Consider the following 24,698-nt stretch of genomic DNA (forward strand, 5'->3'; position numbering starts at 1 on the left):
ATTGCACCGCAGCCGCGGAGTTCGCAACATACACGGATGGAAAATCATATCGTATGCTTCGGCGAGCTCCTGCTCCGCCTGTCCGCGCCGGTCGGCCAGATGCTGCTGCAATCTCCGCACCTTGATACCTGCATCGGCGGCGCGGAAGCCAACGTCGCCGTGTCCCTGGCACGCCTGGGCCATCGCCCGGTAATGGTCAGCAGCTTGCCCGGGGACGCTCTGGGCGCGGCGATGCGTGACGCCGTTCGCGCGCATGGGGTCGATACGCACGCCATCCACTTCGCGCCGGGCCGGGCTGGGCTCTACTTCCTGAGCGCAGGTGCTGTATTGCGTCCCTCCGAGATCATCTACGACCGTGCCGGCTCGGTATTCGCCGAAGCCGAACCGGCCATCTACCACTGGCCGGCGCTGCTGGAAGGTGCAGCATGGCTGCATGTCTCAGGCATCTCGGCAGCCACCGGCGAGCGCGGCGCACAGGCGACGCTGGCCGCCATGCATACCGCGCGTAAGCTCGGCGTCAAAGTGTCCTTCGACGGCAATTACCGCGCCGCGCTGTGGGCGCGGCGCGGCAACGACGGGGCCGGCGTGCTGCACGAACTGATGTCCCAGGCCGACCTCGCATTCGCCAGCCCGCGCGACTTCGCGCTGCTGCTGCACAGCCCCGAGCTTGGCCAATGCAGCCACGCCGAAGCCATGGCGGCGGCATTTGAAGCGTTTCCCCAGCTCGCACTGGTCGCGGCAACGCGCCGCGTCCAGCTGGCCAACGACTGCCATGATCTCAGCGCAACCCTCTCCACGCGCAGCGCCACCCTGCAGGCGCGTAGCTACCAGTTGCGCGGCATCGTCGACAGGATCGGCACCGGCGATGCATTCGCCGCTGGAATCCTGCACGGCTTGCTGCGCGGATGGAGCGAAGACAAGACGCTTGGCTTCGGCCTGGCCGCCGCCGTGGCCAAGCATTCGATCGCCGGCGACTTTAACCTGGCCAACGAGCCGCAGATAGAAGCCATTTGCAGCGGGACGCTTGACGTACGCCGTTAAAATGCACGCCTCCGCAAAAAATGTCTGTTGTATTGGCGTTTTTTGTAATTGCTGGTAAACGCCTGCGCTTGCAACATACGATCTGCTGACACCTGCTTGCGCCACGCGGCAGTGAAGTACAAAAGGATTTGCCGGTGCCACTGGCGCGGCCGGAGGCAAACAACACAGACAGAACGTGGAAGAAAACCATGAGGAGACACGCAATGAGAATCCCTGTATCGATGGCGGGGCTGGCCTGTATGACCTTGCTGGGCGCCTGCGGCGGCGGCGGAGGCAACGACAGCTCGGGCAGCAAATCCCAATCGATCGATTTCCCCTATCCCGGTGCACGCTATCTGGCGACGCCGCCAGAACCTTTGGCCGCGACCGCTTCATCGGGACTGGCAATTACGTTCAGCTCGAACACACCGGAGTTCTGCACCGTGGGCGACGGCAAGCTGGTACCTGTCAAGCCTGGCGAGTGTTCGATCACGGCCAGCCAGGCCGGGGACGCGGCCTACGCGCCGGCCAGCTCGCAACAGCTTTTCAAGATCCTCAAAAAGAAGCAGACCATCACCTTCGAATCGCCCGGCTTCCAAGCCTTCACGGCCCAGCCTGCCCCGCTGGCCGCCACTGCCGACTCCGGCCTGCAGGTCACGTTTGCCAGCACGACCCCAGCCGTCTGCACTGTCAGCGGAACAACGCTGACCCTGGTGTCCAAGGGCCAGTGCGGGCTCACCGCCACCCAGGAAGGCGATACCAACCATGCAGCCGCCCTGCCGCAGGTGGTCTCATTCACCGTGGGCGATGCGCCGCCGCCCGTATTGACATTCCTGTCCGGCTACGCCTCCAGCAGCGCGACCCTGGAAGGCGGCAGCATCAGCACCTTCGCCGGCAGTAACATCGACGGCTGGTGGTGCAGCGACGCCAACTGGTGCGCCGCCAACGCCAGCGCGGACGGCAGCACCTTCAGCTTCCATTACCGGATCCAGACCAAGGACCCCAACCATCCGAACAACGACGGCTGGATCGGCGGCTATGCCGGCTTCGGCATCCTTGCCCCGGGGGTGGGCAGCATCAGCACAACCGGCAACACCACGGCCGGCATCCAAGTCGACAAGCAGACGACCTTGAAGTTCAACCTCGGGCAGAACAGCGAATGGTTCAGCGCCTCGGCCAAGGATATCAAAGTCTCGCTCGTGCTCGGCCACTTCGCCCACAAGGTCTCGGACAACAACAAAGCTTGCAACGTCACCCTGAACTCTGTCTTCACGCCCAAAGGCGCCGCGGTCCAGAAATACGAGCTGCAACTGGCCAGCTTCACGGCGATCAGCGAAACCTGCGGCCTCTCCGGCCTGAATCCCGCCACCGAGCTGTCGAGCTATCCGATCGTCAGCGTGTCGTTCGAGGCGGCGCAGACCAACACCTCGGTGCAAAGCGCCACGGCCAGCAGCCCGACCTATCCAACCGAGATCACCCTGAACGGCGCCATCACCGTCCAGTAAGCGGCTATCGAACTATCTTTCTTGAGGGAGTATGAAGTGATGCGGAGACAAATTAAAAGAACCGCGCTGTCCATCGCGGTCGCACAGGCAGTCCTGGTCGTGGGTGGGGTGGCACATGCGCAGGAGGCCGACGAAGCCACGCCCAAGATCGTCGTCAGCGGCCAGCGTGCAGCGCTGCAGTCGGCGCAGAAGATCAAGCAATATTCCGACGAGATCGTCGAGGCCGTGGTGGCCGAGGAAGCGGGCAAGCTGCCCGACAAATCCATTACCGAAGTGCTGCAGCGCGTCAGCGGCATCACCATCGACCGCAACCGTTCGCGTGGCGACCCTGAGCACTTTTCCGTGGAGGGTTCCGGCATCTCGATCCGCGGCCTGACCTGGGGATCGTCCACCCTCAACGGGCGCGAAGCCTTCTCCGCCGGCTGGCCGGGGCGCGAGCTGAGCTGGGGCGACGTGCCGCCGGAACTGATGTCGGCGGTGATCGTGCACAAGAACCCGCCTGCCAACCTGATCGAAGGCGGCGTCAGCGGCCAGGTCGACCTGCGCACCGCGCTGCCTTTCGACTACAAGAACGAGAAGTTCGCCTTCTCTGCCAATGGCAACTACAACGAGTTGGGCAAGCAGAAGTCGCCCGGCGCTTCCGCGCTGTACTCGAAGCGCTGGGATACCGCCAGGGGCCAGATTGGCGCCCTGATCGACCTGTCATTCAACCGCACCAACACACAAAACGACACGGTGCAGATGGACGCCTTTTATCCGCGCACCGATATCGTCGCCGGCCAGACCGTGTGGGCGCCCAAATCCGCATCGTGGCGCCGCAATATCGGCGAGACCAACCGGGCCGGCATTTACGGCGCCCTGCAATGGAAAAACGACAAGCTGGAAACTGCCCTCACCTATTTCCATTCGGGATACAAGGAACAGAGCGAGGAGTATGCCCTGTACACCGGCGTGGAAAACCCTTACCGCTCCCGGCTGATCGATCCGACCTTCGATGCCAGGGGTGTGCTGCAATCGGCCACCTACACCTACCCGTTCGGCGGGCTGGGGGCCAACAACTTCGCTGCCGGTGGCCTGAATTTCAATTCCAACACCGGCTTCGCCGACCGCCGTTCGCAAACCAGGGAGATCGCCTGGAATACCAAGTGGAAGATCAACGAACGCTGGTCGCTGCAAAATGACCTGCAGTGGGTCCATTCCACCAACAGGAATTTCTCCACCAATATGGCGATGGTCACGTATGTACCGAGCATGGGCATCTCCACCGCCGGCACGCCGCCCAGCATCAGCTTCGACCAATCGGCACGCGACTTTCTGTCCAATCCGGGCAACTATTACCTCGACCACATGATGCCCAGCTTGAGCAAGGCGTCCAGCGACCTGTACGCCTGGAAGGTCGACGCCAAGGTGCGCTTCGACCACCCTGTGCTGCGCGACCTGGGCTTTGGCGTGCGCCTGACCGACCGTTCGGCAACGCGCGTCAACGCCGGCGGCAGCGGCTGGTACAGCGTGGCCGAACCGTGGAATGTCAAAACCACCAGCGTGCCGGGCCGCTTGCCCAACTCGACCGATATGCAGAGCTGGCAGAGCCGGGGCAGCTTCGGCTACCTGAGCGATCCGCGCTATGCGGCGTTGGTGCCGAACCAGCTGTTCAATTTCACCAACTTCTTTAACGGGAAAACCAAGCTGCCGCCGTCGCTGGTGATGCCGACCCTGGCCTTCACCCGCGATTATCCGGGCGCCTATCAGCAGGCAACCCAAATCCAGCAATTGCAATGCCAGGACGGCAACCAACTATACGGCACCAGCAACGATTGCTCGACAGCGGGCAGCAGCTGGAAACCACTGACCTTCGATGGCGACCCGGCCAACACCGGACGCCAGAAGGAAAACACCCAGGCCGGATACGTCTCGGCACGCTTCGCCTTCGACGAATGGCGATTCCCGCTAGAAGGCACGGCCGGCTTGCGCGTGGTGCGCACCAACACCAAGGCCCAGGGCTACACGGTATTCAAGCCGAACTACGGCACCAATCCCCGCCCGGAAGTGCCGCAGTTCGGCACGATCGACGAACCGCTGGCCGCCCAGCACAAATACACCGACTACCTGCCTAGCCTTAACCTGAAGACGGACCTGACCGACAAGCTGCAGGCACGATTTGCCTTTGCCAAGGCGATGTACCGCCCCGGCTTTGGCGACCTGCGCGAATACATCACGCTCAGCCAGACAGTCACCGACAACGATGACCGCAGCGTGAGGAACATCACTTACACCGGCAAGGACGACGGCAACGTCAAATTGAAGCCGATCACCTCCGACAGCTATGACCTGTCGCTCGAATGGTATCCAGGCAATGGCGCCTCGCTGACCCTGGGCCTGTTCCATAAGAAGGTGCGCGACATCATCCTGCCGTCGGCCTTCACACGCAGCTACAAATCCCTGGATGGCAACGAGCAGAGCTTCCTGATCACGGCGCCGAACAATGCCGCCAGCGGTTCCGTGAGCGGAGCGGAAATCGCCGGCCAGACCTATTTCGACCACGTTCCGGGATTGCAGCGGCTGCTGCCGGAATGGGCCAAGGGCTTCGGCATCTCCGCCAACTACACCTACATCAAGAGCAAGCAGAACCTCGACCACCCGTTCGACCTGAAATACTGCCCCTCCGCGAGTTCGTTCAACAACAGCTCGCTGGCCCTGTACGGCTGCGACACCAATGGCCTGCCATTCACTTCGCTGCCGATCATGTACCTGTCAAGGAATGCCTACAACGTCGCCTTCCTGTATGACCGCGGCCCCTTGTCGGCGCGCCTCGCCTACAGCTGGCGTGGCCGCTTCCTGCAGGGCGTGACCGTCAACGGTACCCAGGGCACGGACGCCACCAGCGCCGATCCTGCCCGCCCAGACATGCAGGATGTGGGCTGGGGCTTACCGACCTGGCAGGAAGGCATGGGACAGCTTGACCTTGGCATCGACTACAAGATGACCGAGCGCCTGTCGGCCAGCTTTGCCGCCAACAACCTGACCGATACCGTGGTCCGGCAAACGCAGCAGCAGCACATCGGCAATATGGGCCGCGCCTGGTTCGAACCGGGCCGCAGCTACCGCCTCTCGCTGCGTTACATGTTCTAAGCCTCCCGCCTGCTCCCGCCGCGCTCCTTGCGGAGTGCGGCGGGATTCTTTTCCTCCTCCTTACGGCCTGCCGACCACGATGCCCCGGCCTGCGGTGCTCATATACACCACGCCGAAGGTATTCATGTCGCCAACCACGAACCTGCCGTTGCCAACCCCGCCGTACTGGTGGGCGTCATCGTTGATACGCGTCCAGTTGGCGCCGGCATCGGTCGAGCGGAACAGGCCGCGTACACCGCCCACCGTACCCCAGATGAACACTGTCGGATAGCTGGCGCCACTGGCGGCCTTGCCAAAGCCGACCGCCGCGCAGTAACTGACGTTGGCAAGGGTACTGAACTGCCAGCCTGAACTGGTGGTGCGCGCCAGGCCGCCGCCATGCAGGGGAACCCAGATATCGCCTTCACGGCCGGGGGCAGCGCGAATCACGTCCGAACCCCAGCTGGCAAGCGTGTTGAATTTCCAGAACGAGGCGCCGGCATCGGTACTGATCATGAAGCTGCCGTCGGCCGGGTTGTACGCATAGAATTTGCTGGCATTGGACGGGTCGGCGACGGGACGGGCATTGCTCACGCTAAGGCCTCCAACCGCCGACCAGTTGCCGCCCATATTGGTCGAACGGTAGGTGGTGGACGAATTCTCCGGGGTGTGCAGCAGCGCGGCCCCGCTGGCCGACAGGGCGACCTGCCCCTTGCTGCCGTTCATCGATACCTGGCTCCAATTGACGCCGCCGTTAGCCGAAGTATACATATTGGCGCCCACCCGCACCGCCATGCCGGTGTTGGCCTCCGCCACCGCCAGGCCTGTGGTGGTACCCATGCGCGGCTCGTACATTGGATTGGTATAGGTGGCGGTATTGTAGTGCCGGAAGCCATCCACGTCGCCCAGTGCCGACAGCAATGGACCGCCGGCGATGCTGACGGCGTTCAGCGGCACGGTCTCCTCCAGGCCCTTGGTGTTGAAGGTCCAGGTCGTGGTCGCCGCATCGATGTCGCTGGTCTTGAAGATGCCATTGCCCGAGGTGACCCACACGGCTTTCGCATTGAACGGATCAAAGCTCACCGTGCCGGCCCAATGGATGGAGCCGTTGCCGATCCAGCCGATGCCGCCGTTGTCACGGGCGAAACCGCGGGCGATCACGTCGGTCCAGCTGGCACCGCCATTAGTCGAGAGATAGATACGGTCGCCCCAGGCGCCGGCTTGCGCGGCATACTGGTTGACTGTCGAAGCGACCATGCGCTGCGGATTGGAGGGGTCCACGCTGATGCCGCTGAACGCGCGCGTTACGCCGGCCGGCGTGATATTGGTCCAGGCCCCGTTTGCGATCGTGTACTTCCAGACCTGGCCATTGTCCATCGGTTCGGACCCCGACTGGTTGCCGTGCGGTCCCGCTCCATTGCCATAGGTGACGATCAGGTTGCCGGCACCGTCAAAGGCGGCGCGTTGCGGCATCAACCCCGAAGGCGCCCCCGACACCGCGGAGAACGACGCGCCGGCATTGTCGCTGCGGTAGAAGTTCGCGCCTACGGAACCGTAGCGCGAGACGCCGACGAACAGGCGCTGGGCCAGGCCGCCCGAGACACTGGACGGATCCGCCATCACCAGGCTGATGCCGTTCTCGTTCGGTGTCGTCGTCACGTTCAGGGCGCTCACGCGCGACCAGGACGAACCGGAGTTGGTGCTCTTGAACAGGCCGTTCCAGCGCGTACCAACGTACAGCACGTTGCTGGAACCGGGATCGACCACCAGCCGCTCGCCGCCCTGGCGCCCCATGCCGTTGCCGTGCGCCTTGAACTGGCTGCTGACGTCGATGGTGGTAAAGGTGGCGCCATAATCGGTCGATCGCAAGATCGCGCTCTTGCCGTTGTTGAAATAGCTGATCCCGACCAGCATATAGACGTTGCGCGCGCTCTTGGGGTCGACAGCCAGCGATTCGACGCCAAGGTAGCCGGTCTGCTCGTCCGACACCCAGTCGAGCAGCGGCACCCAGCGGCCGTTTGCATTGTCCCAGCGGAAGGCGCCGCCAACGTCGGTGCGGGCATACACCACGCCAGCCTCGGTCTTGCTGGGAATGACGGCCGAGACGAAACCGCCGCCGCCCATGGCAATGGTTTCCCAGCTATAGGCTGCGGCTGGCTGCTGGGCCGCCAGGGCCACCGCCCCGCAAGCTGCGGCCCGCACCAGGGCGCTCCGGAAAACTGATTTGATCCACTTCATTTGACTTGTCTCCTGTTGGATTGAACTGCTAGTGGATAGAAGGAAAGCCCAGCGGCGTGTTGGCCTGCGGGCGCTGTTCCTGGCCGCGCAATGCGGCAGCAGGAATGGACAAACATATAGGAAAGCCTGGCGCCGTACGCCACCGGCACGGCATTTGAGTCAAATCATTGTTGCTGTTGGCCGATTTCGTAACTGGCCAGTTCGCGCGTAGCGATCGATTGCAACAGCGTGCTGCGCGCCGAAGCGAGGTGCAAGCGCATATGGGCCAGCGCCGCGGCGCCGTCGCGCCGCGCCAGGGCCTGCAAGATGGCTAGGTGCTCGTGCACCGCATGCTGGTTGCGCGCCATTTCCGTTCCCTTGTCCCATTGGTAGTGATAATGGAATACCAGCGAGACGATGTCGTAGAAGTCCTGGGCAAAGCGGTTCTCCAGGCAGCCGATCAGGAAGGTATGGAAGTCGCGGTCCAGGGCCGGAAAATCCTGGTGCCGGGCGGGCACGCAGTCGCGCAGCCGCTCGTGCCTTGCAATTAGATGGCCGAGCACGGAACGAGACGGGTGGTTCGCCGCCAAGGCTGCGAAGCGCTCGATGGCAGCCAGCTCGAACATCTGGCGCACCTCGGCCACTTCCATGGCGAACGCACGGTCGAACGCGCACAGGCGCCAGCCGCCTTGCGGCTTCTTCCGGATCAACCCAAAGCGCGAGAACCCGATCAGGAATTCGCGCACGCTGCTCGTGCTGATCCCCGCCGCGCGCGACAGTTCGGCCTCGGAAAACCCGGCGCCGGGCAGCCAGTCGCCCTGATAGACCAGTTCCATCAGCGCCAGGCGTACCCGTTCGGCGCCGCTGCGCAACTCGGAAATGTCAAAATAATCTTCCGGTACCGGCTTGCGCAGCAAGCGGCGCTCTTTCCTGCCGCTGATCAGTCCACGCGCAAAAAAATGGGCGATGGCGCTGCGCACGGCGCTGCGGCTGCCCTCTCCCAGCGCTGCCAGCCGATGTTCGGTGGGCAGCGCGCTGCCCACCACGACACTGGCTGCGATATGGTCCAACAGCAGGTTGGCGCTGCGCCGCGAGACAGTAGGCAATCGGGCCATGGAGCAAAGGCCTCAGCCGCCGGACAGGGTACGGTGCACCCGGGCCAGGTGGGCGCGCATGGCCTGCCGGGCAGCCGCTTCATCGCGCGCGGCGACGGCACTGAAGATGGCGCGATGATCGGCCAGGGTGGCCTCGCCCAACGCTTCTGTGCGGTAATGGTGCTTGAGCCGGTGCGCCATCGCGCCGCGCTGTTTCCAGAGGTACTCCACCACCGCCAGCAGCGCCGAATTGCCCGCCCCGCGCGCCAGCGCCAGATGGAAGCGGCGGTCCGCCATCTCATGGCTGGCAGGGTCGTCCACATAAGTTCTCTCCATGTCGAGCAGCGCGTCCAGCATCGCGTCCAACGCGGCATCGGTGGCATTGCGGGCCGCCCTGGCCGCCACTTCGGCTTCGACCATGCGCCGTGCCGCCAGCACTTCGAATGGCCCGGGACCACCGTCAGCACCGCTTGCCGGCTGGGCATGCGTGCCGGCGACATAGACCCCTGAGCTGCTGCGCACCTCGATCACGCCGCCGATCTCCAGTGCCACAAAGGCTTCACGCAGCGAAGCCCGGCTGACGCCCAGCGTCGCGGCCAGCTCGCGCTCAGGCGGCAGGCGGGTGCCCGTTTCCATCCCCTGCTCCCGGATCAGCTGTTCGATGCGTTCCGCCACCAGCCGGTACATCCGCGCCTCGGGCTTGAAGTCGTCGTTTCGCATCTCAAACCATCCCGTAGAAGCGGCGCGCATTCAATCCGAACACGGCCCGCTGCTGCGCCGGCTCCAGGTGTGCCAACAGCGCGGCACTGGCATCGATCCAGGAACCGTAGTCAGCCGCCAGCGTAAGCACCGGCCAATCGCTTCCCCACAACACGCGTTCCGGACCGAACGCGTGCAGGATATGCCGGGCATAGGGCCGCAACCGTTCGATGGTCCAGCCGGGACCGGCCTCGGTGACCATGCCTGAAAGTTTGCAATGCACCTGTGGTTCGGCCGCCAGGCGCGCCATGTCGCGCAGCCAGCACGCGTCGGGCTGGCTGCGCGACATGGAAGGCTTGGCCAGGTGGTCGATCACGACAGGCAGTTGCGGGTAGCGCCGCACAAAAGCCAGCAAGGCCGGCAAATGACGCGGCAACACCAGGGCGTCGAAGCGCAGCCCGTGCTGATGCATCGCCGCCACAGCCGGCGTCACGGCGGGATCGTCGATCCAGCCATCGTCATCCAGGTCTTGCAGCATGGGCCGCAGGCCGCGCAGTTTGGGCCGCGCGGCAAGTGCCGCGATCCGCCGCGGCGCATCCGGCGCCTTCAGGTCGGCCCAGCCCACGACCGCGCCGATGAAACTGTAGCGCTCCGACAGGTCCAGCATGAAATGGGTATCGGCTTCGTTCGGCAGCGACTGGACCAGGACGGTGGAGGCGACGCCATGCCGGTATAGCAGGCCTCCCAGGTCCTCCGGATAGAAGTCGCGGTAGATCGGCGCCAGTTGCGGCGGCGGCCACGCCCCCTTGCGCTCGGCCAGGCTCCAGAAATGCTGGTGGGCGTCGATGCGCATCATGGCGGTATGCATCCTGCCATTGCCGCGCGCAGGCGCGGTTGCGGAAGGTCCAGTTCCAGCTGGGCCGCCAGCTCCAGCGCCGGCAACAGGCGGCGGCACTTCTTCTCTTCATGATTCTGCGCGATATCGGCCAGCCGGTGGTCAAGGAAAGGGTTGCAGAAACGGTCCCTGACCTGCGCCAGGTAGGCGCCGCCCGCCTCGCCTTCGCCCAGGGCGGCAAACAGGGGCACAAGCTCTTCTTCCCAGACCGCTTCCAGCATTGTGCGCAACGCGGGATCGGCCATGGCTTGCCGTACAGTTTCCCCGGCGGGCCGCGCGCCGAGCAGCCAATGCTCGGCCAGGATGGTGTGGCCCAGGTTCAGCAACAGCAGCTTGCGCCGCTCGTAAGGAGCCAGGCATTCAGTCACCACGACCTGGGGATGGCGACATGGCAGCACCATTCCCGCCTGCGCCTCGATCGCCCACAATGCATACGGCTCGGCCACTGCGCCGGCCGGTTCGAGCGCCTGCGGTACGATGCGGTCCACCAGCGAATTCACCCAGATGCAGGAACGCTCCAGCCAGGCAAGGAAAGCGCCATCCATGCCCCAGCTGCGCGCGAGCGCGGCGACAGTGCCGCGCAGCACGCTGCCGTTTCTGGCGACCAGCTCACACGGCATCAAGGTGAGCGGCGCCGCCCCGCGCCGGTAGCGCGCATGCAGCAGCACCAGCAGCTTGGCCGGGAAGCTGTGCGGCGCCTGGCTGCCTTCGAGCAGGCCGGCGTGGTCCGCCGGATCCAGCACGTAACCCCGGTCGCCAGTGTTCGAGACGATCACCTGCGCCGCCAGTGCCGCCCGCACCACTTCCGGCCATTGCCGGCTGGCCTGCAGCGCGCTGGCCACCGACCGCACCTGCTGCTCGCGCTGTACGGGTGCACCGTCCTGCCTGCCGCGAATGACGACCGGATACGAGCCGCCTTGCCTGAAGGCGGCAACCCGGCGTGCGCTTTCGGCGCTGCTGGTGGTTTGCACCACCGTTACTGCGCCAAGCGCGTCGCCGCTTTCCAGCGCTTCACTGATGAACAGGTCGACGTGCGCCTGCAGGAAGCGGCTGGTGCCGAATTGGAGAATGGGCTGCATCTACACCTCGACGATGGCCTTGATCACGCCGCTGGCCGGGTCCATCCACTGCGGCAGGACGTCGACAAAGCCTTCCAGCGTACTGCGGTGGGTATTCATCAGCCCCGTCGGGACCAGGCCCGCCTTCACGGCAGCGAGCACCGCCCTGAAGTCATCGGCGGTGGCATTGCGGCTGCCCAGCAGGGTGGTTTCACGCTTGTGGAACTCGGGGTCGGAAAAGGAAATCCGGTCCAGCACGATCGATACCAGCACATAGCTGCCACCGTGCGCCACAAATTCCAGGCCGCGTTCCATCGCCTTGACGTTGCCGGTCGCATCGAACACCACGTCATAGAACTCGCCTTCGGTCAACGCCGCCATCAGCTGCTTGTCGCCCCCCCCGGCCAGCACCGTATACGGCGCCTTGAGCACTTCTCGGCTGAACGCCAGCCGGTCCTCGCGGCTATCGAGCACGGTGACCTGGGCTCCGTTCAGGCGCGCAAACAGCGTGACCGCCAGGCCGATCGGTCCCGCACCGACCACCAGCACGCGCTGCCCCTCCTTCACCGCACCACGGCGCACCGCATGGGCCCCGATTGCCAGGAATTCCAGCATTGCCGCTTCGTCAAGCGAAATACCGTCGGTCCTGAACACGAACTGCGCCGGCAAGGCCAGGTATTCCGCCATGCCGCCGTCGCGATGCACGCCAAGCACCTGGATATTTCCGCAGCAGTTGGTCTTACCCCGGCGGCAAGCAATGCAGCGCCCGCATGACAGGTAGGGCATGACATACACTTGGTCGCCGGTCTCCAGCCCGGAACCGGCCGGCGCGCTGGCGATCTCCCCGGACAACTCGTGCCCCATCACACGCGGATACTGCAGAAAGGGCTGGGTGCCGCGGAATATATGCATATCGGTGCCGCACAGTCCGATGCGGCGCACCCGCAGCAGTACTTCGCCCGGTGCCGGGACCGGAAGCGGAACCTCGTTGATGCGCAACTCGCCCGGCGCCTGGCATACCAATGTTTTCATTTCACTTCCCCTCTTTTGCAGTAAGCGGTTCCAGGATCACGGCGGCACCACCGGCTGCGGCGAGCCGCAGCGGCAGCACCTCGCCCGCGTTCACCACCCGTTCGGCACGCCGCAGTTCGTTGGGGGCTGGCCCGTCTTCCCACACCGTGGCGCGGTAACGTCCGGCAGGCAGGAAAGAGAGTGCCACCCGTTCGACGTTGCCTGCCTTGCCATCCTGCGCTGTCATCGCGCCGAGGTACCAGGTGGCGCCGTGGCGCCGCGCGAGCACGATGTCGCGGCCAGGTGTGCCGGACACGAAACGCGTCTCGTCCCAGGCCGTCGGTACGCGCCGGATGAAGTCGAACCCGTCCGCGCCGCGATAAGTCTCCGGCGCACCGGACACCATCTGCAGCGGGCTGTCGTACACCACGTACATGGCCAAGGCCTGGCCGCGCGTAGTCTGGGTTTGCGGATTCACTTCACGCACCGTGAAGGTATCCGGCTGTCCGTTGTCGAATCCGCCCGGCGTGTAATCGATAGGGCCGGCCAGCATGCGGGTGTACGGCAGCATCAGGTTGTGTTGTGGCGTGATCCGGGTGCCCATCTTGTTCCATTCCGCGCCCATCACGCCTTCCTGGGTGATGAAATTCGGGTAAGTGCGCTGCAGCCCGGCGGGCACGTAGGCGCCATGCAGGTCGAGCAGCAGGCGGCGCTTTGCCGTTGCCTGGGCGATCTGCTGGTAGAAGGCGACGATGTCCTGGTCGTCGCGGTTCATGAAGTCGACCTTGATGCCCTTGATGCCCCAGCGCGCATAGGTGTCAAGCACCTCGTCCATCCGCGGCGCGACGTGCTCCCAGTGCGCCCAGAGCAGCAGCCCGACGCCCTTGGCGGCCGCATAGCGCACCAGCTCAGGCATGTCGATGCCATCCGCGGCGCGGGTCACGTCGGTTGCGGGATCGGCATCGCAGCAGCCGGCCGGCCCGGACGCCCAGCCTGCGTCGATCAGGTAGTATGGAAAACCGGCGCCAGCGGCAAAATCGATGAAACGCTTGTAACTGCCCATGTCCGGCTTCATGCCGGCCAGGGGGCCCGACCACCAGTCCCATGCTGCCTTCCCCGGCCGCACCCAACTGAAGTCGCCCTCAGGCGGCGGGTTCAAGTTGCCGATCAAATGGGAGCCGATCAAGTCGCCGGGCCGATTGCCGATCATGACGACGCGCCAGGCCGTGGTCAGACCGGCATGCGACACATAGGCCGGTGCCGGACGTTTCGGTGGCGCCGACAGGCGCACGCGCAGCGCTCCGTTATCAGCCACCAGCGCGGCGCCGGTATAGCCGGCGAGGCCAGCCTGCGTAATCGCATATGTTGTACCTGCGTCCGGCAGGCTGCACACCACCGGCACATCGTACGCTTTACCCGGCAACAGCCTCGAGGCCTTCATGCTTTCAAAAGGCATTTCATGCGCCGCATCTGCAGCCGACACCAGGCATTCGGGGTCTCCGGCCGGAACAAACGCAGTGCGCTCGCCACGCAGGCGGACCGGCAGCTCCCCTTCAATGCGGTAGCGGAACGCCACCCCATCGTTATAAGCCCGTACGTCGATCAGCAGGCGCCGGCCCGCGCCCGCGCGCTCCTTGAAGACCAGGCTGGCGCCGCGGTAATGGTCGCGCGCCATGGAGGCCTTGGTAGCAACCAGGGCGATCTTGCGGTCGACCCTGACGTCGTTGCGCGACTCCAGTTCCAACGCCCCGAGAGCAGGCGCACCATCGAAGTCAAGACCCAGCGGAGGGGCCGCTATCAGGGGCCTTCCGCCGCGCGAGACGGAAAAGCGGCTCGCATCCTCGTCGACCAGGATCGCGATCTGCCCGTCCGGCGACGCAACCGCAGCCGGCGCAGCGATGGCGCCGGCTGCCGGTAACAACAGGAATGCGGCCGCAGCCGCAAGGGATGTCAAGAATATTCTCATGAGTTCAAGGTGATGAAGCCGCCGTCGATCGGATAGTCGCTGCCGGTGATGAATGCCGCGGCATCGCTGCACAGGTAAAGGGCCAGGGCCGCCACTTCCTCCGGCTGTGCCATGCGCCCGATTGGCTGTGTCTTCGACAGCTTTTCGAACATCTCGGCCTCCCTGCCCGGATACTGGCGGGAAAGGAAACCATCGACGAATGGCGTGTGCACGCGGCCGGGAGAGATTGAGTTGCAGCGGATACGGTCCTGCAGGTAGTCCTTCGCCACAGAGAGCGTCATGGCCATCACGGCCCCTTTCGCGGCGGAATAGGCAAAGCGTTCAGCCACCGCCACCCGTGCCGCCACCGAGGCCATATTGACGATCACACCGCCGCCGTTGTCGCGCAAGCGCGGAATGCCCGCATGCAGGCAGTTGTAGACGCCTTTCACGTTGACGTCCATCACCCTCCCAAAGTCGGCCTCGCTGGTGTTGTCGGCCTTGCCGATATGCGCGACACCGGCATTGTTGACCAGGATGTCGATCGGCCCGATGGCGCCGAATACCTGCTGCACTGCCGCCTGCTGCGCCACGTCGCAGGCATGCGCACGCGCCAAGCCGCCGGCCTCTTGTATCTCCGACGCTACATGGCGGCCGGCCTGCCCGCTGACGTCGACGATATGCACGAGCGCCCCTTGGCGCGCAAACAGCATGGCGATCGCGCGTCCGATGCCGCTTCCGCCACCGGTAATGACAGCCTTTTTCCCATTCAGTTCAAACATGCTGCAGCGCTCCTTCCGGTGCAATGGCCGCCTCCGATTCCTGCTCCCGTGCAGCGGTCCGTGCGAACCTGGCGATCACCAGGAAGCACAGCAAAGGCACGGCGTAGCCGTGCTGGAGATTGCCGGTCGTATCGCTGATATACCCGAACACCAGCGGCAGCACGGCGCCGCCTACGATGCTCATGATGATCAGGCTGCTCCCCATTTCGGTGTCGCTTCCGGCATCATGGATGCCCAGCGCAAAGATGGTCGGGAACATGATCGACATGAAGAATGCAATGCCGATCACCGCCGCTACGCTGATCAGGCCTGCGGCGAACATGGCGACGACCGATAGCAGCGCGCAGGCCAGCGCATAGGCGAACAACAACCGCGCCGAAGCAAGGTATTTCATCAGGCAGGTGCCGGCAAAGCGGCCGCTGACGAAGGCCAGTCCGCAACCCCAGCCGAGGTAATCGGCGGCGGCGACCTGCGACAGTCCCGCCGCTTGCGATGCATACAGGATGAAAAAGCTGAACACGCAAACCTGTGCGCCAACATAGAAGAACTGGGCCACGGCCGCGCGGCGGATGCGCGGCCTGGCAAGCGCCTGCATCAGGGCGCCGCCTGGCAGCACCGCCTGGGCGGACTGCAGCGCAGGCATCTTCAGGAAATAGAAGATCACGGCGATGACAAGGATGACCAGCGCGATCACCAGGTACGGGCCTTTCACGCTGGCCGCCTCCGCCGCCAGCGTGGCCTGGCGCACGGCTTCCGGCATCGCCTGCAACTGGGCGTCCGGCACCCCATCGACCAGGATCAAGCGTGCCCCGGCAATCGGCGCCAGGGTCGCCGCCAGCCCATTGAAGGACTGCGCCAGGTTCAGGCGCTGGACGGCACGCTCCGGCCGCCCCAGCATCGAGATATACGGGTTGGCTGCCGTTTCAAGCACCGTCAGGCCGCAGGCGATAATGAACAGTGCGGCCAGGAAAAACGCATAGCTGTGGGTGTCGGCTGCCGGCAGGAACAACAGCGCCCCGACCGCAAACAGCAGCAAACCGGCGATCATCGCCCACTTGTAGCCCACACGCCGGATCAGCATGCCCGCTGGCAGCGCCATCACGAAGTAGGCGATAAAGACCGCCGAATCGACCAGCGCCGACTGCAGCACGTTCAGGTTGAAGGAGCGCCGCAGGTGCGGGATCAGGATCGGATCGAGGTTATGGACGAATCCCCACATAAAAAACAGTGAGGTAATCATCGCAAAGGCAAAGGCGTAGCTATGCCGGCTGCTTGCTTCGGTCATGGCTGGGTGTCTCCATGTTGGCACGCTTGGCGGTGCCTTGCCGGTTGGCGAAAGGTCTCCTGCTGGCAGACGGCGCTCAAGCGTCGATCAAAGCCGGGTCCCAGGCATGGACTGTCTGCTCCTGCTGCCCGAGGCCTTCGATGCCCAGGACGATGCGGTCACCCGGCCGCAGGTAGACCGGCTCCGGCTTCTGGCCCAGCCCCACGCCGGGCGGTGTCCCGGTACTGATGACATCACCAGGGTTGAGCGTCATGAAGCAGCTGATGTAGCTGACCAACTGTGCCACCGTAAACACCATGGTGCGGGTGTTGCCGCTCTGGTAGCGTTTGCCGTTCACTTCCAGCCACATGTCGAGATCCTGCGGATCGGGCACCTCGTCGGCGGTGACCAGCCAGGGCCCGACCGGGCCAAAGGTATCGCAGCCTTTGCCCTTGTCCCACTGGCCGCCCCGTTCGAGCTGGAATTCGCGTTCGGAAAGGTCGTTAACTACGCAATAGCCAGCCACATGCTCCAGCGCGTGCTCCGCTTCCACATAACGGGCGCGCTTGCCGATCACCACGCCCAGTTCGACTTCCCAGTCGCTTTTGACGGAATCGCGCGGCAGGACCACCGGGTCGTTGCAGCCGATGATGGCGCTGGTAGCCTTGGTGAACAACACCGGTTCGGACGGCACGTCCATGCCCGATTCGGCCGCATGGTCCGAATAGTTCAGGCCAACGCAAATCATCTTGCCGATACCGGCCACCACCGGCGCCAGGCGCACCGCCCCCACCACCGCTGGCAAGTGGGCCGGATCGACTGACGCCAGCTTGTCCAGCGCAGCCCGGCCAAGGTGGTCCGGGCTCAGGTCCGGCAACAGGCCGGACAGGTCGCGCAGGATGCCGGCAGTGTCAAGCAGGCCGGGTTTTTCGTAGCCTTTGGGGCCAAAACGCAGCAGTTTCATGGTCTTCCTTGTACGTCGGACAGAATAATGATCAGAGCTTCAGGCAGCCTGCGGCGTCGGCGCCCCGCGGTCGAGCAGGCCGCGCCGCACCAGCTCCCGCCATAGTTCGCCGGGCAGCGGCTGGGCGAACCAGGCAGCGTTCTCCCGCAACTGTTCCGGGCTGTGGGCCCCCGCCACGCATGACACGACTGCGGGATGCGCCATCGGAAACTGCAAGGCCGCAGCCTGGATCGGCACGCCGTAGTCGCGGCACACCGCTGCGATAGCCTCGACGCGCCGGATGACGCCCGGTGCTGCGTCCGCGTAGTTGAACTTCCTGGTGCCGGCCAGGATGCCAGAGTTGAACGGGCCGCCGATGACGATGCCGACACCGCGCCTGGCGCAACGGTCCAGCAACGGTGCCCGCGCCGCCTGTTCCAGCAAGGTGTAGCGTCCTGCCAGCAGCGCGCAATCGATATCGCACACCTCCATCGCATCGGCCACCGCTCGCCATTCATTGACGCCCAGGCCGATCGCGCGCACGCTGCCTTCGTCGCGTAGTTCGGTCAGCGCCTTGAAGCCGCCACCCAGCGTCAGTTGCTTCCAGTAGTGGTGGTGCAAGGCCCCATGCGTGGCGCGGCCGATATCGTGCACATACAGTATGTCGACGCGGTCCAGGCCCAGGCGCCGCAAGCTGTCCTGGTGCGAGCGCATGATGCCGTCATAGTTGTAGTCGAAGCGCGGCCGGAACGGCAAGGGCTCAGCCCAACCGTTTTCACCGGCCTGCACACTGGCATCGAGCAGCATCAGGCGTCCCGCCTTGGTACTGACAACGTAGCTGTCACGCTCGCGCTCACGCAATGCCAATCCAAGGCGGCGCTCGGACAAGGTGTGGCCGTAGTACGGCGCAGTGTCGAAATAGCGGATGCCCGTTTCCCAGGCCGCATCAACCACTGCCTGCGCCTCGCCGTCACTCATGGCCTGGTACAGCCCGCCCAGCTGGGCGCATCCCAGGCCCATGGCGCTCAGGACGATGCCGCTGCGCTGCAGCTTGCGGGGATCTCCGGCGAGCGCAGCCATGTCAAGCCTGCTTCAAAGGAAAGCATCCCGGGCCGGACGGCTCGAAATGCTTGTAGGTCAGGATGAATTCCTGGTGACCCAGCGCCTCCGAGCAGCTTTGCTCGCCGTTCGCCACGCGCGCCACCAGCTCGACGATCTCGCTGCCGACCTGCTGCAGCGATGCCTCGCCGCTCAGGATTCGGCCGGCATTGACGTCCATGTCTTCGGCCAGGCGCTCGTAGGTGGCCGGGTTGGCGCAGACCTTGATCACCGGCGAGATCGCCGACCCGACCACCGAGCCGCGCCCGGTGGTAAACAGGGTCAGGTGTGCGCCGCAGGCGATCAGTTCGACGATCTCCGCGTTGTCGGAGATGTTCGGGAAGCCAAAGCGCACCTCGCCATCCGGCACCACATCCAGCAGGTACAGGCCACCGGCCGCAGGCTGGTCGCCAGGCTTGAGGATGCCGCTGATAGGCGAGGCGCCGCTCTTGGCATAAGCGCCCAGCGACTTCTCTTCCAGCGTCGTCAGGCCGCCGTCTGCATTGCCGGGCGCAAAACTGCCGTGACCAAGCACCGCGTAATAGCGGGCCGCCTTGTCCACGCAGGCGACGATGGCCTCGCCCAGCTCCGGCGTGGCAGCACGCCGCTGCATGTGAAACTCGCAGCCGACCAGTTCACCGGTTTCCTCGAAAATGCAGGCGGCGCCGGCAGCGACCAGCCGGTCGAACGCGATGCCGACGGCGGGATTGGCGGTAATGCCGCTGGTACTGTCGGAGCCGCCGCAGATGGTAGCCACCACCAGCTCGCCTGCCGCCATGGGAACGCGCTGCTGGCCTGCCAGCGCATCCAATGCCCAGCGCACCCACTCCACGCCGTCCGCCACGCTGCTGCGCGTACCGCGGTTCTGCTGGATGGTAATGGTATGCACCGGCCGACCGCCGGCGGCGGCCGCATCCTGCAGGCCGCTGCGGTTGAAGCTTTCGCAGCCTAGGGAAACGATCAGCGCAGCGCCCACGTTCGGGTGAGTCACCAAGCGCTTCATCATCGTATCGGCATATTCGTTCGGATAGCAGCCAGGGAAGCCGATCAGGTGCACCTCCTGCCCGGGGAACGCATTGACCACCAGCCGCGCCACGTGATGGGCGCATTCGACAGTATAGGCAACGGCGACGATATTGCGGATGCCCTTGCGGCCGTCGGCGCGCGGGTAACCTGTCAGTGCAGGCATGATTGTGCTCATCATCGATGGCCGCTTCCGATAAATGCGTGGGCGTCCGGCCCCAGCGTATAGGTGGGTATGTAGTCGCTTGCCAGGTTATGCGTGTGCAACATGGCCCCTGGCGCCACTTCCGCGCTGACGCTGCCTATCGGGGCGCCATAGCGCAGCACCTTGTCGCCGCTGCGCAGCGGGCGGCGCGCCACCTTATAGCCAAGCGGGATGTCCTCCAGCAGCCTGAGCGCTGAACCATCGATATCGACGGTATCGCCGGCAGCCAGCGGCGTGCGCGCGATCAGGCAATTGTCCTCGGGTGACATCAGCAACAATGGCGCAGCGGGCTTTGACGCGTTCGACATGGGCTGCCTCCTTTCAGTCCATGTGGAAGACGGGGGCCATCATGGCCCAGTGCTCGCCATCGGCGCGGCTGGCCAAAGGCACCTGGCACGGACTGCAGAAAGTCCACCTGCGCCGCGTTTCGGCATCGGCGGCAACCAGTTTCATGTCGGCCTCGAAATTATCGCCATGGTATTCCCAATAGCCGAACAGGAGATTCTCCGGCTCGCGCAGGAAGATGGTGTAATTGCGCACCCCGGCCTGTTGCAGGGTCGCCAGTACCTGCGGCCAGACCGCAGAATGCAACGCCTTGTACTCCGCGACCTTGCCGGCGGCAATCCCGATCACCATTCCCATTCGTTGCATGCCACTGCCTCCTTTGTACGTCATATATTTCGTCCAATGCAGCTCGTTGCAAAGATTGTGCAAGCTTCGGCGCCTGCGCGGCAATTGCTAAAATCACCAGGGAACGGAACGATATTTCTTATGGGCGCGTTCAGCGCACCGCGATAGCGGCGGCCGGCGAATCGAGCTCCAAGGCGATCACGGTGTCGATCGCATCGCGCGCCCCCGGGGGCGCCGTGATTGCCAGCCCGGTGGCGGACTGGCTGAACGCAACGGTACCGCCTCCCAGCACGTTCGCGCGCAGCACCTTGGCCGGTATCGCCGGCAACACCAGCTTTTCGCCCGGCCAGCGCAGGACATGGAGATAGATCGTATTGCCGCTGCGCGTGGAACTGCCATACTCTCCCGGCAGGAAAGGCCCGCCTCGCGTGCCATAGATGCTCTGTCCATACTTTTCAAGCCAGGCGCCAATTTCGCGCAGGCGTTGCGCCTGATCCGGATCGATGCGGCCATCGGGGCCGGGCCCGACATTCAACAGGAGGTTGCCGTCCCGCCCCGCCACATTGGCCAGCAGCTGGATGTAGTGCTTTAATGGCTTGGGTTTCATGTTCGGCTGATAGCCCCAAGCGCCGGCGATGGTGGTGCACAGCTCCCATGGATGACGGTCATCGTAATCGCCGAGCGCACCGTCGCCCTCGCGCGAATGGAAGTCTTCCGGCATGTCGGCACGGCCGTTGACCAGGACATCAGGCTGCAGCTGCCGCAGCTTCGTGTAGACTTGTTCCGGTTGCCAGCTGAAGCCGCCGGAGTAGCGCTGTCCGGCAGGCCGTTTTTTCCAGCCCACGCCCCACTCCGCGCCAGCCCAGTCGCCCCCGAAATTGAGCCAGTCCGCTTCGCCGCCATCGAACCACAACACGTCGATCTTTCCATAATTGCTCAGCAGCCGTTCCATCTGGCGGTGATACTGGCTGCGCATCGCCTCGGCACTGTCACGCTGCAGGTCCGGGAAGAAGAACCCGGGGTAGCGCCAGTCGAGCGGCGAATAGTACAAGCCGACGCCAAGCCCGGCCTTCCGCACCGCCTTGACATAATCGGCCACGAAATCGCGGCGCGCGGCAGTGTTGACGCTCGAAAACGGGTTGTCGCCATCATCGAACATGGCGAAGCCATCGTGGTGGCGCGCAGTCAGCACCGTGTACTTCATGCCGGCAGATTTTGCCAGTTGAGCCCATTCGTCCGGATTGAAGCTGGCTGGACGGAACTGCTCGGCCAACCTGGCGTATTCGGCCACTGGAATCCGCTCGTTCCATTGCACCCATTCCCCTCGCCCCGGTATCGCGTACAGGCCCCAGTGGATGAACATGCCAAATCGGGCCTGCCGCCACCAGTCGATCCGGGAAGCCTGGCCGGCCTGCCCCGGCGGATTGTCAGGCGCTGCCGGGGCAATTGCGGGAACGGAAATCGACGCTGCCAAGAGCAACCGAATTGCCAATGCGGTCAAGCGCTGGTGAACGGGAATCATAGCCATCCTTCGTTGGAAGATAGACAATTGTGCAAGCGTCCCAGCCAAAGTGGCAATTGCGAAAGTCACCAATGGCGTGAACGAAAATTCACACCGCACGGTGCCTGCGATCACCCGCCGCCTGATATCATGTCGGCCATGCCAGAGACCACCAATCCAGTTCCCGCATCGTCCTTCTTCCGCCAGATCAGCAGGCCGTTCCTGCGCGACCGCCTGATGCATGTGCTGCTGATCGCCGCCATCGTGCTGTCGATCCTGTCGCCGCACCCATTGGCCGAATATCGGGGATGGGTGGATTGGCATACCATCGCGACACTTGCCGGGATGCTGTTGCTAACCACCGGCATCGAAGCCAGTGGCTACCTGGAACACCTCGGACGGCTCATCATCAACCGCCTGCAACAGGAACGTGTGCTGGCGATCTTCCTGGTGTCGGCGTCAACGGTGCTATCGACCGTACTGACCAACGACATTGCGCTCTTCATCGTGGTGCCCCTGACCGTCAGCCTTTCCGGCATCGGCGGCTTGCCGATTGGCAGGCTGGTCATCTTCGAGGCACTGGCCGTGAACGCTGGCTCCTTGTTGACACCTATCGGCAATCCCCAGAACATCCTGCTGTGGCAGCACTCGCGCCTGTCCTTTGCCGACTTCACCTGGCAGATGGCGCCGCTCGCGCTGGCAGTCTTTGCCGTGCTTCTGCTTGCGACCTGGTTCTGCTTCCCGCAAAAGACCATTCATGCGGAGCTGAAGGACGATCCCGCCGGCTATCGGGTCGGACTGCTCAGGACTTGCGGCCTGCTCTACCTCGCCTTCCTGGCGGCGGTCGAACTGGGACAGCCCGGTTGGGGCCTGCTTGGCGTAGCCATCGCGGTCCTGCTGCTGTGCAGGGAGATCGTTGCGAAGGTCGACTGGAGCCTGATCGCCGTATTCATCCTGATGTTCATCGACATCCGCCTGCTGTCGCAGATGGACTTTATCCAGCGCGGCGTCGCAGCGATCCCGCATTTCTCGCAGCTTGAACTGTTTATGTCCGCCCTGCTCGGGTCCCAGGTCATCAGCAACGTTCCGGCGACGATCCTGCTGGTCCAGTTTTCCACGGACTACAAGGTCATCGCATACGGCGTCAATGCCGGCGGTTTTGGCCTCGCGATCGGCTCGCTGGCCAACATCATCGCGCTGCGCATGGCTCCCGAGCGTCATTTATGGCTACGCTTCCACCTGTATTCCTTCCCCTTCCTCGTTTTGTCGGGGCTGATTGCCTGGGCGCTCCTGGCCTAACGCGCCTCGGCCACTATACGATGCGCAGCAGCGCTGAAGCATGCGGCGCCAGCGGCTGGCGGATCGCGCCATTGGCCGGCGCGAGGTCCTGGCGGCGCCACAGGTCACGCACGCTTACGGTCCTGTTGCCGAGGTTAAGGCGGGACAGGTCGAACTCAATCTGCGCCGGCGCATCCTCGGTGTTGAACAGCGCCAGGTAATGGATGTCTTTGGCACGGGCGCTCTGCGCACTCCAGATGCGCGTGCCAGGATCGGCGCGGTGCGGCCTGTTCCGATGGCTCTTCTGGTTCACCGCCAGCACTTCCGGGTTGGTCAACAGGGCGAGCGTGCCGGCATCGAGGCGCCGCAGGTCGCCTCCCATGATGAGCGGCGAACGGGCGATGCTCCACAGCGTCATCAGGGTCTGTTGCTCGTCCGGCGTGAATTTCGTGTCCCGCGATCCCATTGCAAGCCGGCCTAGCGGCAGCATGTCGGCATCGGGCCAGGAGTTTGCCGCCATGAAGGGATTCCAGTTTTCCAGGCGCTCGAATTGTTCCTTCAGCAGCTTCCATTCATCCCAGAAATCGTCCGAGATGCGCCACATCTGCGCATAGTGCGGCACGTGGTTGGCCCATTTAAGATCCGTTTCGCCGGGCGAGATGCTGAGCGTCATCGCCCGCCCGGAAAGCTGGATGGCTTTGTGAGCGGCTTCGATCTCGCGCCAGTTCTTGTCGTACGGGCGTGCCAGGTCGTCCATCTTGACGAAGTCGACGCCCCAGGACGCATACAGCCTGAAGATCGAATTGTAGTATTCCTGCGCGCCAGGCTTGCGCATGTCGATGCCGTACATGTCGCCATTCCAGGCGCAAATGGAGCCGGTATCCGCAATATCCTGCGCCCGCACGCTGGTGTCCAGCACCGGGGTATTCATCCGTACCGCCTGGCGCGGGATGCCGCGCATGACGTGTATGCCGAATTTCATCCCCATGCGATGAATCTGGTCAGCCAGGCCTTTGAATCCACCGCCCTGGGCGGCCGACGGGAAGCGGTTCGGCGCCGGCAGCAGGCGGCCATATTCATCCATCGTCAGTTCGGCATCCTTGCGGTACTCGTAGCCGGTGGCATTCGGCTCGTACCACTGGATGTCGACCGTGAAGATGTCGTAGCCCGACGGCAGCAGCTTCTGCGCCATGATGCGGGCATTTTCCAGCGCCTGGCCCTCGCTGATAGTGGTAGCGAAAGAATTCCAGCTGTTCCAGCCCATCGGCGGGGTAGGCGCCAGTGTCGTGCGGCTGGCAGTTTTTGGGGTCGCGGCCAACGCCGCGCCGGGCAGCGCGAGGGTGGCGGCCGTGGCCACGGATGAAGTGAGGAGTCGGCGGCGAGGAAGGTTAGTCATGGGATCAGGCTCAGGAATAAGTGAAG

Annotated in this window: 20 protein-coding genes; 4 read left to right on the forward strand and 16 right to left on the reverse strand. The window is 64.2% G+C overall.

The window, feature by feature from the left end; genetic code table 11:
* Positions 1-36: 36 nt before the first annotated feature.
* The 3 genes from ACWBU6_RS16940 (at position 37) to ACWBU6_RS16950 (ending at position 5,654) form a co-directional block, all read left to right on the forward strand.
* A complete protein-coding gene (locus ACWBU6_RS16940) occupies positions 37-1,041 on the forward strand; it encodes a sugar kinase (protein ID WP_452644584.1) in 1,005 nt (334 codons plus the stop codon).
* A gap of 203 nt (positions 1,042-1,244) precedes the next feature.
* Positions 1,245-2,525, forward strand: coding sequence for a hypothetical protein (locus ACWBU6_RS16945; RefSeq protein ID WP_452644585.1), 1,281 nt, complete (start codon positions 1,245-1,247; stop codon positions 2,523-2,525).
* 39 nt (positions 2,526-2,564) lie between these two features.
* Positions 2,565-5,654 carry a TonB-dependent receptor gene (locus ACWBU6_RS16950; RefSeq protein WP_452644586.1) on the forward strand — a complete coding sequence of 1,030 codons (3,090 nt, stop codon included), beginning with the start codon at positions 2,565-2,567 and terminating at the stop codon, positions 5,652-5,654.
* Positions 5,655-5,714: 60 nt separating this feature from the next.
* Here ACWBU6_RS16950 and ACWBU6_RS16955 read toward each other — a convergent pair whose 3' ends face one another.
* The 15 genes from ACWBU6_RS16955 to ACWBU6_RS17025 all read right to left on the reverse strand — a co-directional run bounded on the left by ACWBU6_RS16955 (position 5,715) and on the right by ACWBU6_RS17025 (position 22,019).
* Positions 5,715-7,871: an exo-alpha-sialidase gene (locus tag ACWBU6_RS16955; protein ID WP_452644587.1), complete on the reverse strand. Its 2,157-nt coding sequence runs from the start codon at positions 7,869-7,871 to the stop codon at positions 5,715-5,717.
* Positions 7,872-8,035: 164 nt separating this feature from the next.
* Positions 8,036-8,965, reverse strand: coding sequence for a GntR family transcriptional regulator (locus tag ACWBU6_RS16960; protein ID WP_452644588.1), 930 nt, complete (start codon positions 8,963-8,965; stop codon positions 8,036-8,038).
* Positions 8,966-8,977: 12 nt separating this feature from the next.
* Positions 8,978-9,664, reverse strand: coding sequence for a FadR/GntR family transcriptional regulator (locus ACWBU6_RS16965; RefSeq protein WP_452644589.1), 687 nt, complete (start codon positions 9,662-9,664; stop codon positions 8,978-8,980).
* Position 9,665: 1 nt separating this feature from the next.
* Complete coding sequence (locus tag ACWBU6_RS16970) at positions 9,666-10,499, reverse strand: amidohydrolase family protein (protein WP_452644590.1); 834 nt, start codon at positions 10,497-10,499, stop codon at positions 9,666-9,668.
* Positions 10,496-11,617 carry a mannitol dehydrogenase family protein gene (locus ACWBU6_RS16975; protein WP_452644591.1) on the reverse strand — a complete coding sequence of 374 codons (1,122 nt, stop codon included), beginning with the start codon at positions 11,615-11,617 and terminating at the stop codon, positions 10,496-10,498. Before ACWBU6_RS16975 ends, ACWBU6_RS16970 begins: the two co-directional genes overlap by 4 nt.
* The gene (locus tag ACWBU6_RS16980) at positions 11,618-12,628 is read right to left on the reverse strand and encodes a zinc-binding alcohol dehydrogenase family protein (protein ID WP_452644592.1); all 1,011 of its coding nucleotides are present in this window, start codon (positions 12,626-12,628) and stop codon (positions 11,618-11,620) included. It abuts the gene before it with no gap.
* Position 12,629: 1 nt separating this feature from the next.
* Complete coding sequence (locus ACWBU6_RS16985; RefSeq protein ID WP_452644593.1) at positions 12,630-14,561, reverse strand: glycoside hydrolase family 97 catalytic domain-containing protein; 1,932 nt, start codon at positions 14,559-14,561, stop codon at positions 12,630-12,632.
* Positions 14,562-14,569: 8 nt separating this feature from the next.
* Complete coding sequence (locus ACWBU6_RS16990) at positions 14,570-15,334, reverse strand: SDR family NAD(P)-dependent oxidoreductase (RefSeq protein ID WP_452644594.1); 765 nt, start codon at positions 15,332-15,334, stop codon at positions 14,570-14,572.
* Positions 15,327-16,619: an L-fucose:H+ symporter permease gene (fucP, locus tag ACWBU6_RS16995; RefSeq protein WP_452644595.1), complete on the reverse strand. Its 1,293-nt coding sequence runs from the start codon at positions 16,617-16,619 to the stop codon at positions 15,327-15,329. The genes ACWBU6_RS16990 and fucP overlap by 8 nt, the downstream gene beginning before the upstream one ends.
* 76 nt (positions 16,620-16,695) lie before the next feature.
* A complete protein-coding gene (locus tag ACWBU6_RS17000) occupies positions 16,696-17,562 on the reverse strand; it encodes a fumarylacetoacetate hydrolase family protein (protein WP_452644596.1) in 867 nt (288 codons plus the stop codon).
* A gap of 39 nt (positions 17,563-17,601) precedes the next feature.
* Positions 17,602-18,621, reverse strand: a complete 1,020-nt coding sequence (locus ACWBU6_RS17005) for an aldo/keto reductase (RefSeq protein WP_452644597.1) — start codon at positions 18,619-18,621, stop codon at positions 17,602-17,604.
* A 1-nt stretch (position 18,622) separates the two neighbouring features.
* Positions 18,623-19,828: a UxaA family hydrolase gene (locus ACWBU6_RS17010; RefSeq protein WP_452644598.1), complete on the reverse strand. Its 1,206-nt coding sequence runs from the start codon at positions 19,826-19,828 to the stop codon at positions 18,623-18,625.
* Positions 19,829-19,839: 11 nt separating this feature from the next.
* Positions 19,840-20,175, reverse strand: a complete 336-nt coding sequence (locus ACWBU6_RS17015) for a UxaA family hydrolase (protein WP_452644599.1) — start codon at positions 20,173-20,175, stop codon at positions 19,840-19,842.
* A 13-nt stretch (positions 20,176-20,188) separates the two neighbouring features.
* Entirely contained in the window at positions 20,189-20,518 is a 330-nt protein-coding gene (locus tag ACWBU6_RS17020) for an L-rhamnose mutarotase (protein WP_452644600.1), read from the reverse strand.
* Positions 20,519-20,648: 130 nt separating this feature from the next.
* Complete coding sequence (locus ACWBU6_RS17025) at positions 20,649-22,019, reverse strand: alpha-L-fucosidase (RefSeq protein WP_452644601.1); 1,371 nt, start codon at positions 22,017-22,019, stop codon at positions 20,649-20,651.
* 138 nt (positions 22,020-22,157) lie between these two features.
* On the opposite strand from ACWBU6_RS17025, the gene ACWBU6_RS17030 reads away from it, so the two are divergent.
* Entirely contained in the window at positions 22,158-23,297 is a 1,140-nt protein-coding gene (locus ACWBU6_RS17030; RefSeq protein ID WP_452644602.1) for an SLC13 family permease, read from the forward strand.
* Between the two features lie 13 nt (positions 23,298-23,310).
* On the opposite strand, the gene ACWBU6_RS17035 is transcribed toward ACWBU6_RS17030, so the two are convergent.
* Positions 23,311-24,672 (reverse strand): glycoside hydrolase family 27 protein, encoded by a 1,362-nt coding sequence (locus ACWBU6_RS17035; RefSeq protein ID WP_452644603.1) that lies wholly within the window; start codon positions 24,670-24,672, stop codon positions 23,311-23,313.
* Positions 24,673-24,698 lie beyond the last annotated feature (26 nt).

This window comes from Pseudoduganella sp. HUAS MS19, from assembly GCF_053615455.1.

Bases quoted from the DNA above. Each gene is read 5' to 3' on its own strand.
- ACWBU6_RS16960 (WP_452644588.1), bottom strand. From the start codon at position 8,965: ATGGCCCGATTGCCTACTGTCTCGCGGCGCAGCGCCAACCTGCTGTTG.
- ACWBU6_RS16945 (WP_452644585.1), top strand. From the start codon at position 1,245: ATGAGAATCCCTGTATCGATGGCGGGGCTGGCCTGTATGACCTTGCTG.
- ACWBU6_RS17015 (WP_452644599.1), bottom strand. From the start codon at position 20,175: ATGTCGAACGCGTCAAAGCCCGCTGCGCCATTGTTGCTGATGTCACCC.
- fucP (WP_452644595.1), bottom strand. From the start codon at position 16,619: ATGACCGAAGCAAGCAGCCGGCATAGCTACGCCTTTGCCTTTGCGATG.
- ACWBU6_RS16980 (WP_452644592.1), bottom strand. From the start codon at position 12,628: ATGAAAACATTGGTATGCCAGGCGCCGGGCGAGTTGCGCATCAACGAG.
- ACWBU6_RS16940 (WP_452644584.1), top strand. From the start codon at position 37: ATGGAAAATCATATCGTATGCTTCGGCGAGCTCCTGCTCCGCCTGTCC.
- ACWBU6_RS17020 (WP_452644600.1), bottom strand. From the start codon at position 20,518: ATGCAACGAATGGGAATGGTGATCGGGATTGCCGCCGGCAAGGTCGCG.
- ACWBU6_RS16990 (WP_452644594.1), bottom strand. From the start codon at position 15,334: ATGTTTGAACTGAATGGGAAAAAGGCTGTCATTACCGGTGGCGGAAGC.
- ACWBU6_RS17035 (WP_452644603.1), bottom strand. From the start codon at position 24,672: ATGACTAACCTTCCTCGCCGCCGACTCCTCACTTCATCCGTGGCCACG.
- ACWBU6_RS16965 (WP_452644589.1), bottom strand. From the start codon at position 9,664: ATGCGAAACGACGACTTCAAGCCCGAGGCGCGGATGTACCGGCTGGTG.
- ACWBU6_RS17025 (WP_452644601.1), bottom strand. From the start codon at position 22,019: ATGATTCCCGTTCACCAGCGCTTGACCGCATTGGCAATTCGGTTGCTC.
- ACWBU6_RS16970 (WP_452644590.1), bottom strand. From the start codon at position 10,499: ATGATGCGCATCGACGCCCACCAGCATTTCTGGAGCCTGGCCGAGCGC.
- ACWBU6_RS16950 (WP_452644586.1), top strand. From the start codon at position 2,565: ATGCGGAGACAAATTAAAAGAACCGCGCTGTCCATCGCGGTCGCACAG.
- ACWBU6_RS17010 (WP_452644598.1), bottom strand. From the start codon at position 19,828: ATGCCTGCACTGACAGGTTACCCGCGCGCCGACGGCCGCAAGGGCATC.
- ACWBU6_RS17005 (WP_452644597.1), bottom strand. From the start codon at position 18,621: ATGGCTGCGCTCGCCGGAGATCCCCGCAAGCTGCAGCGCAGCGGCATC.
- ACWBU6_RS16975 (WP_452644591.1), bottom strand. From the start codon at position 11,617: ATGCAGCCCATTCTCCAATTCGGCACCAGCCGCTTCCTGCAGGCGCAC.
- ACWBU6_RS17030 (WP_452644602.1), top strand. From the start codon at position 22,158: ATGCCAGAGACCACCAATCCAGTTCCCGCATCGTCCTTCTTCCGCCAG.
- ACWBU6_RS16955 (WP_452644587.1), bottom strand. From the start codon at position 7,871: ATGAAGTGGATCAAATCAGTTTTCCGGAGCGCCCTGGTGCGGGCCGCA.
- ACWBU6_RS17000 (WP_452644596.1), bottom strand. From the start codon at position 17,562: ATGAAACTGCTGCGTTTTGGCCCCAAAGGCTACGAAAAACCCGGCCTG.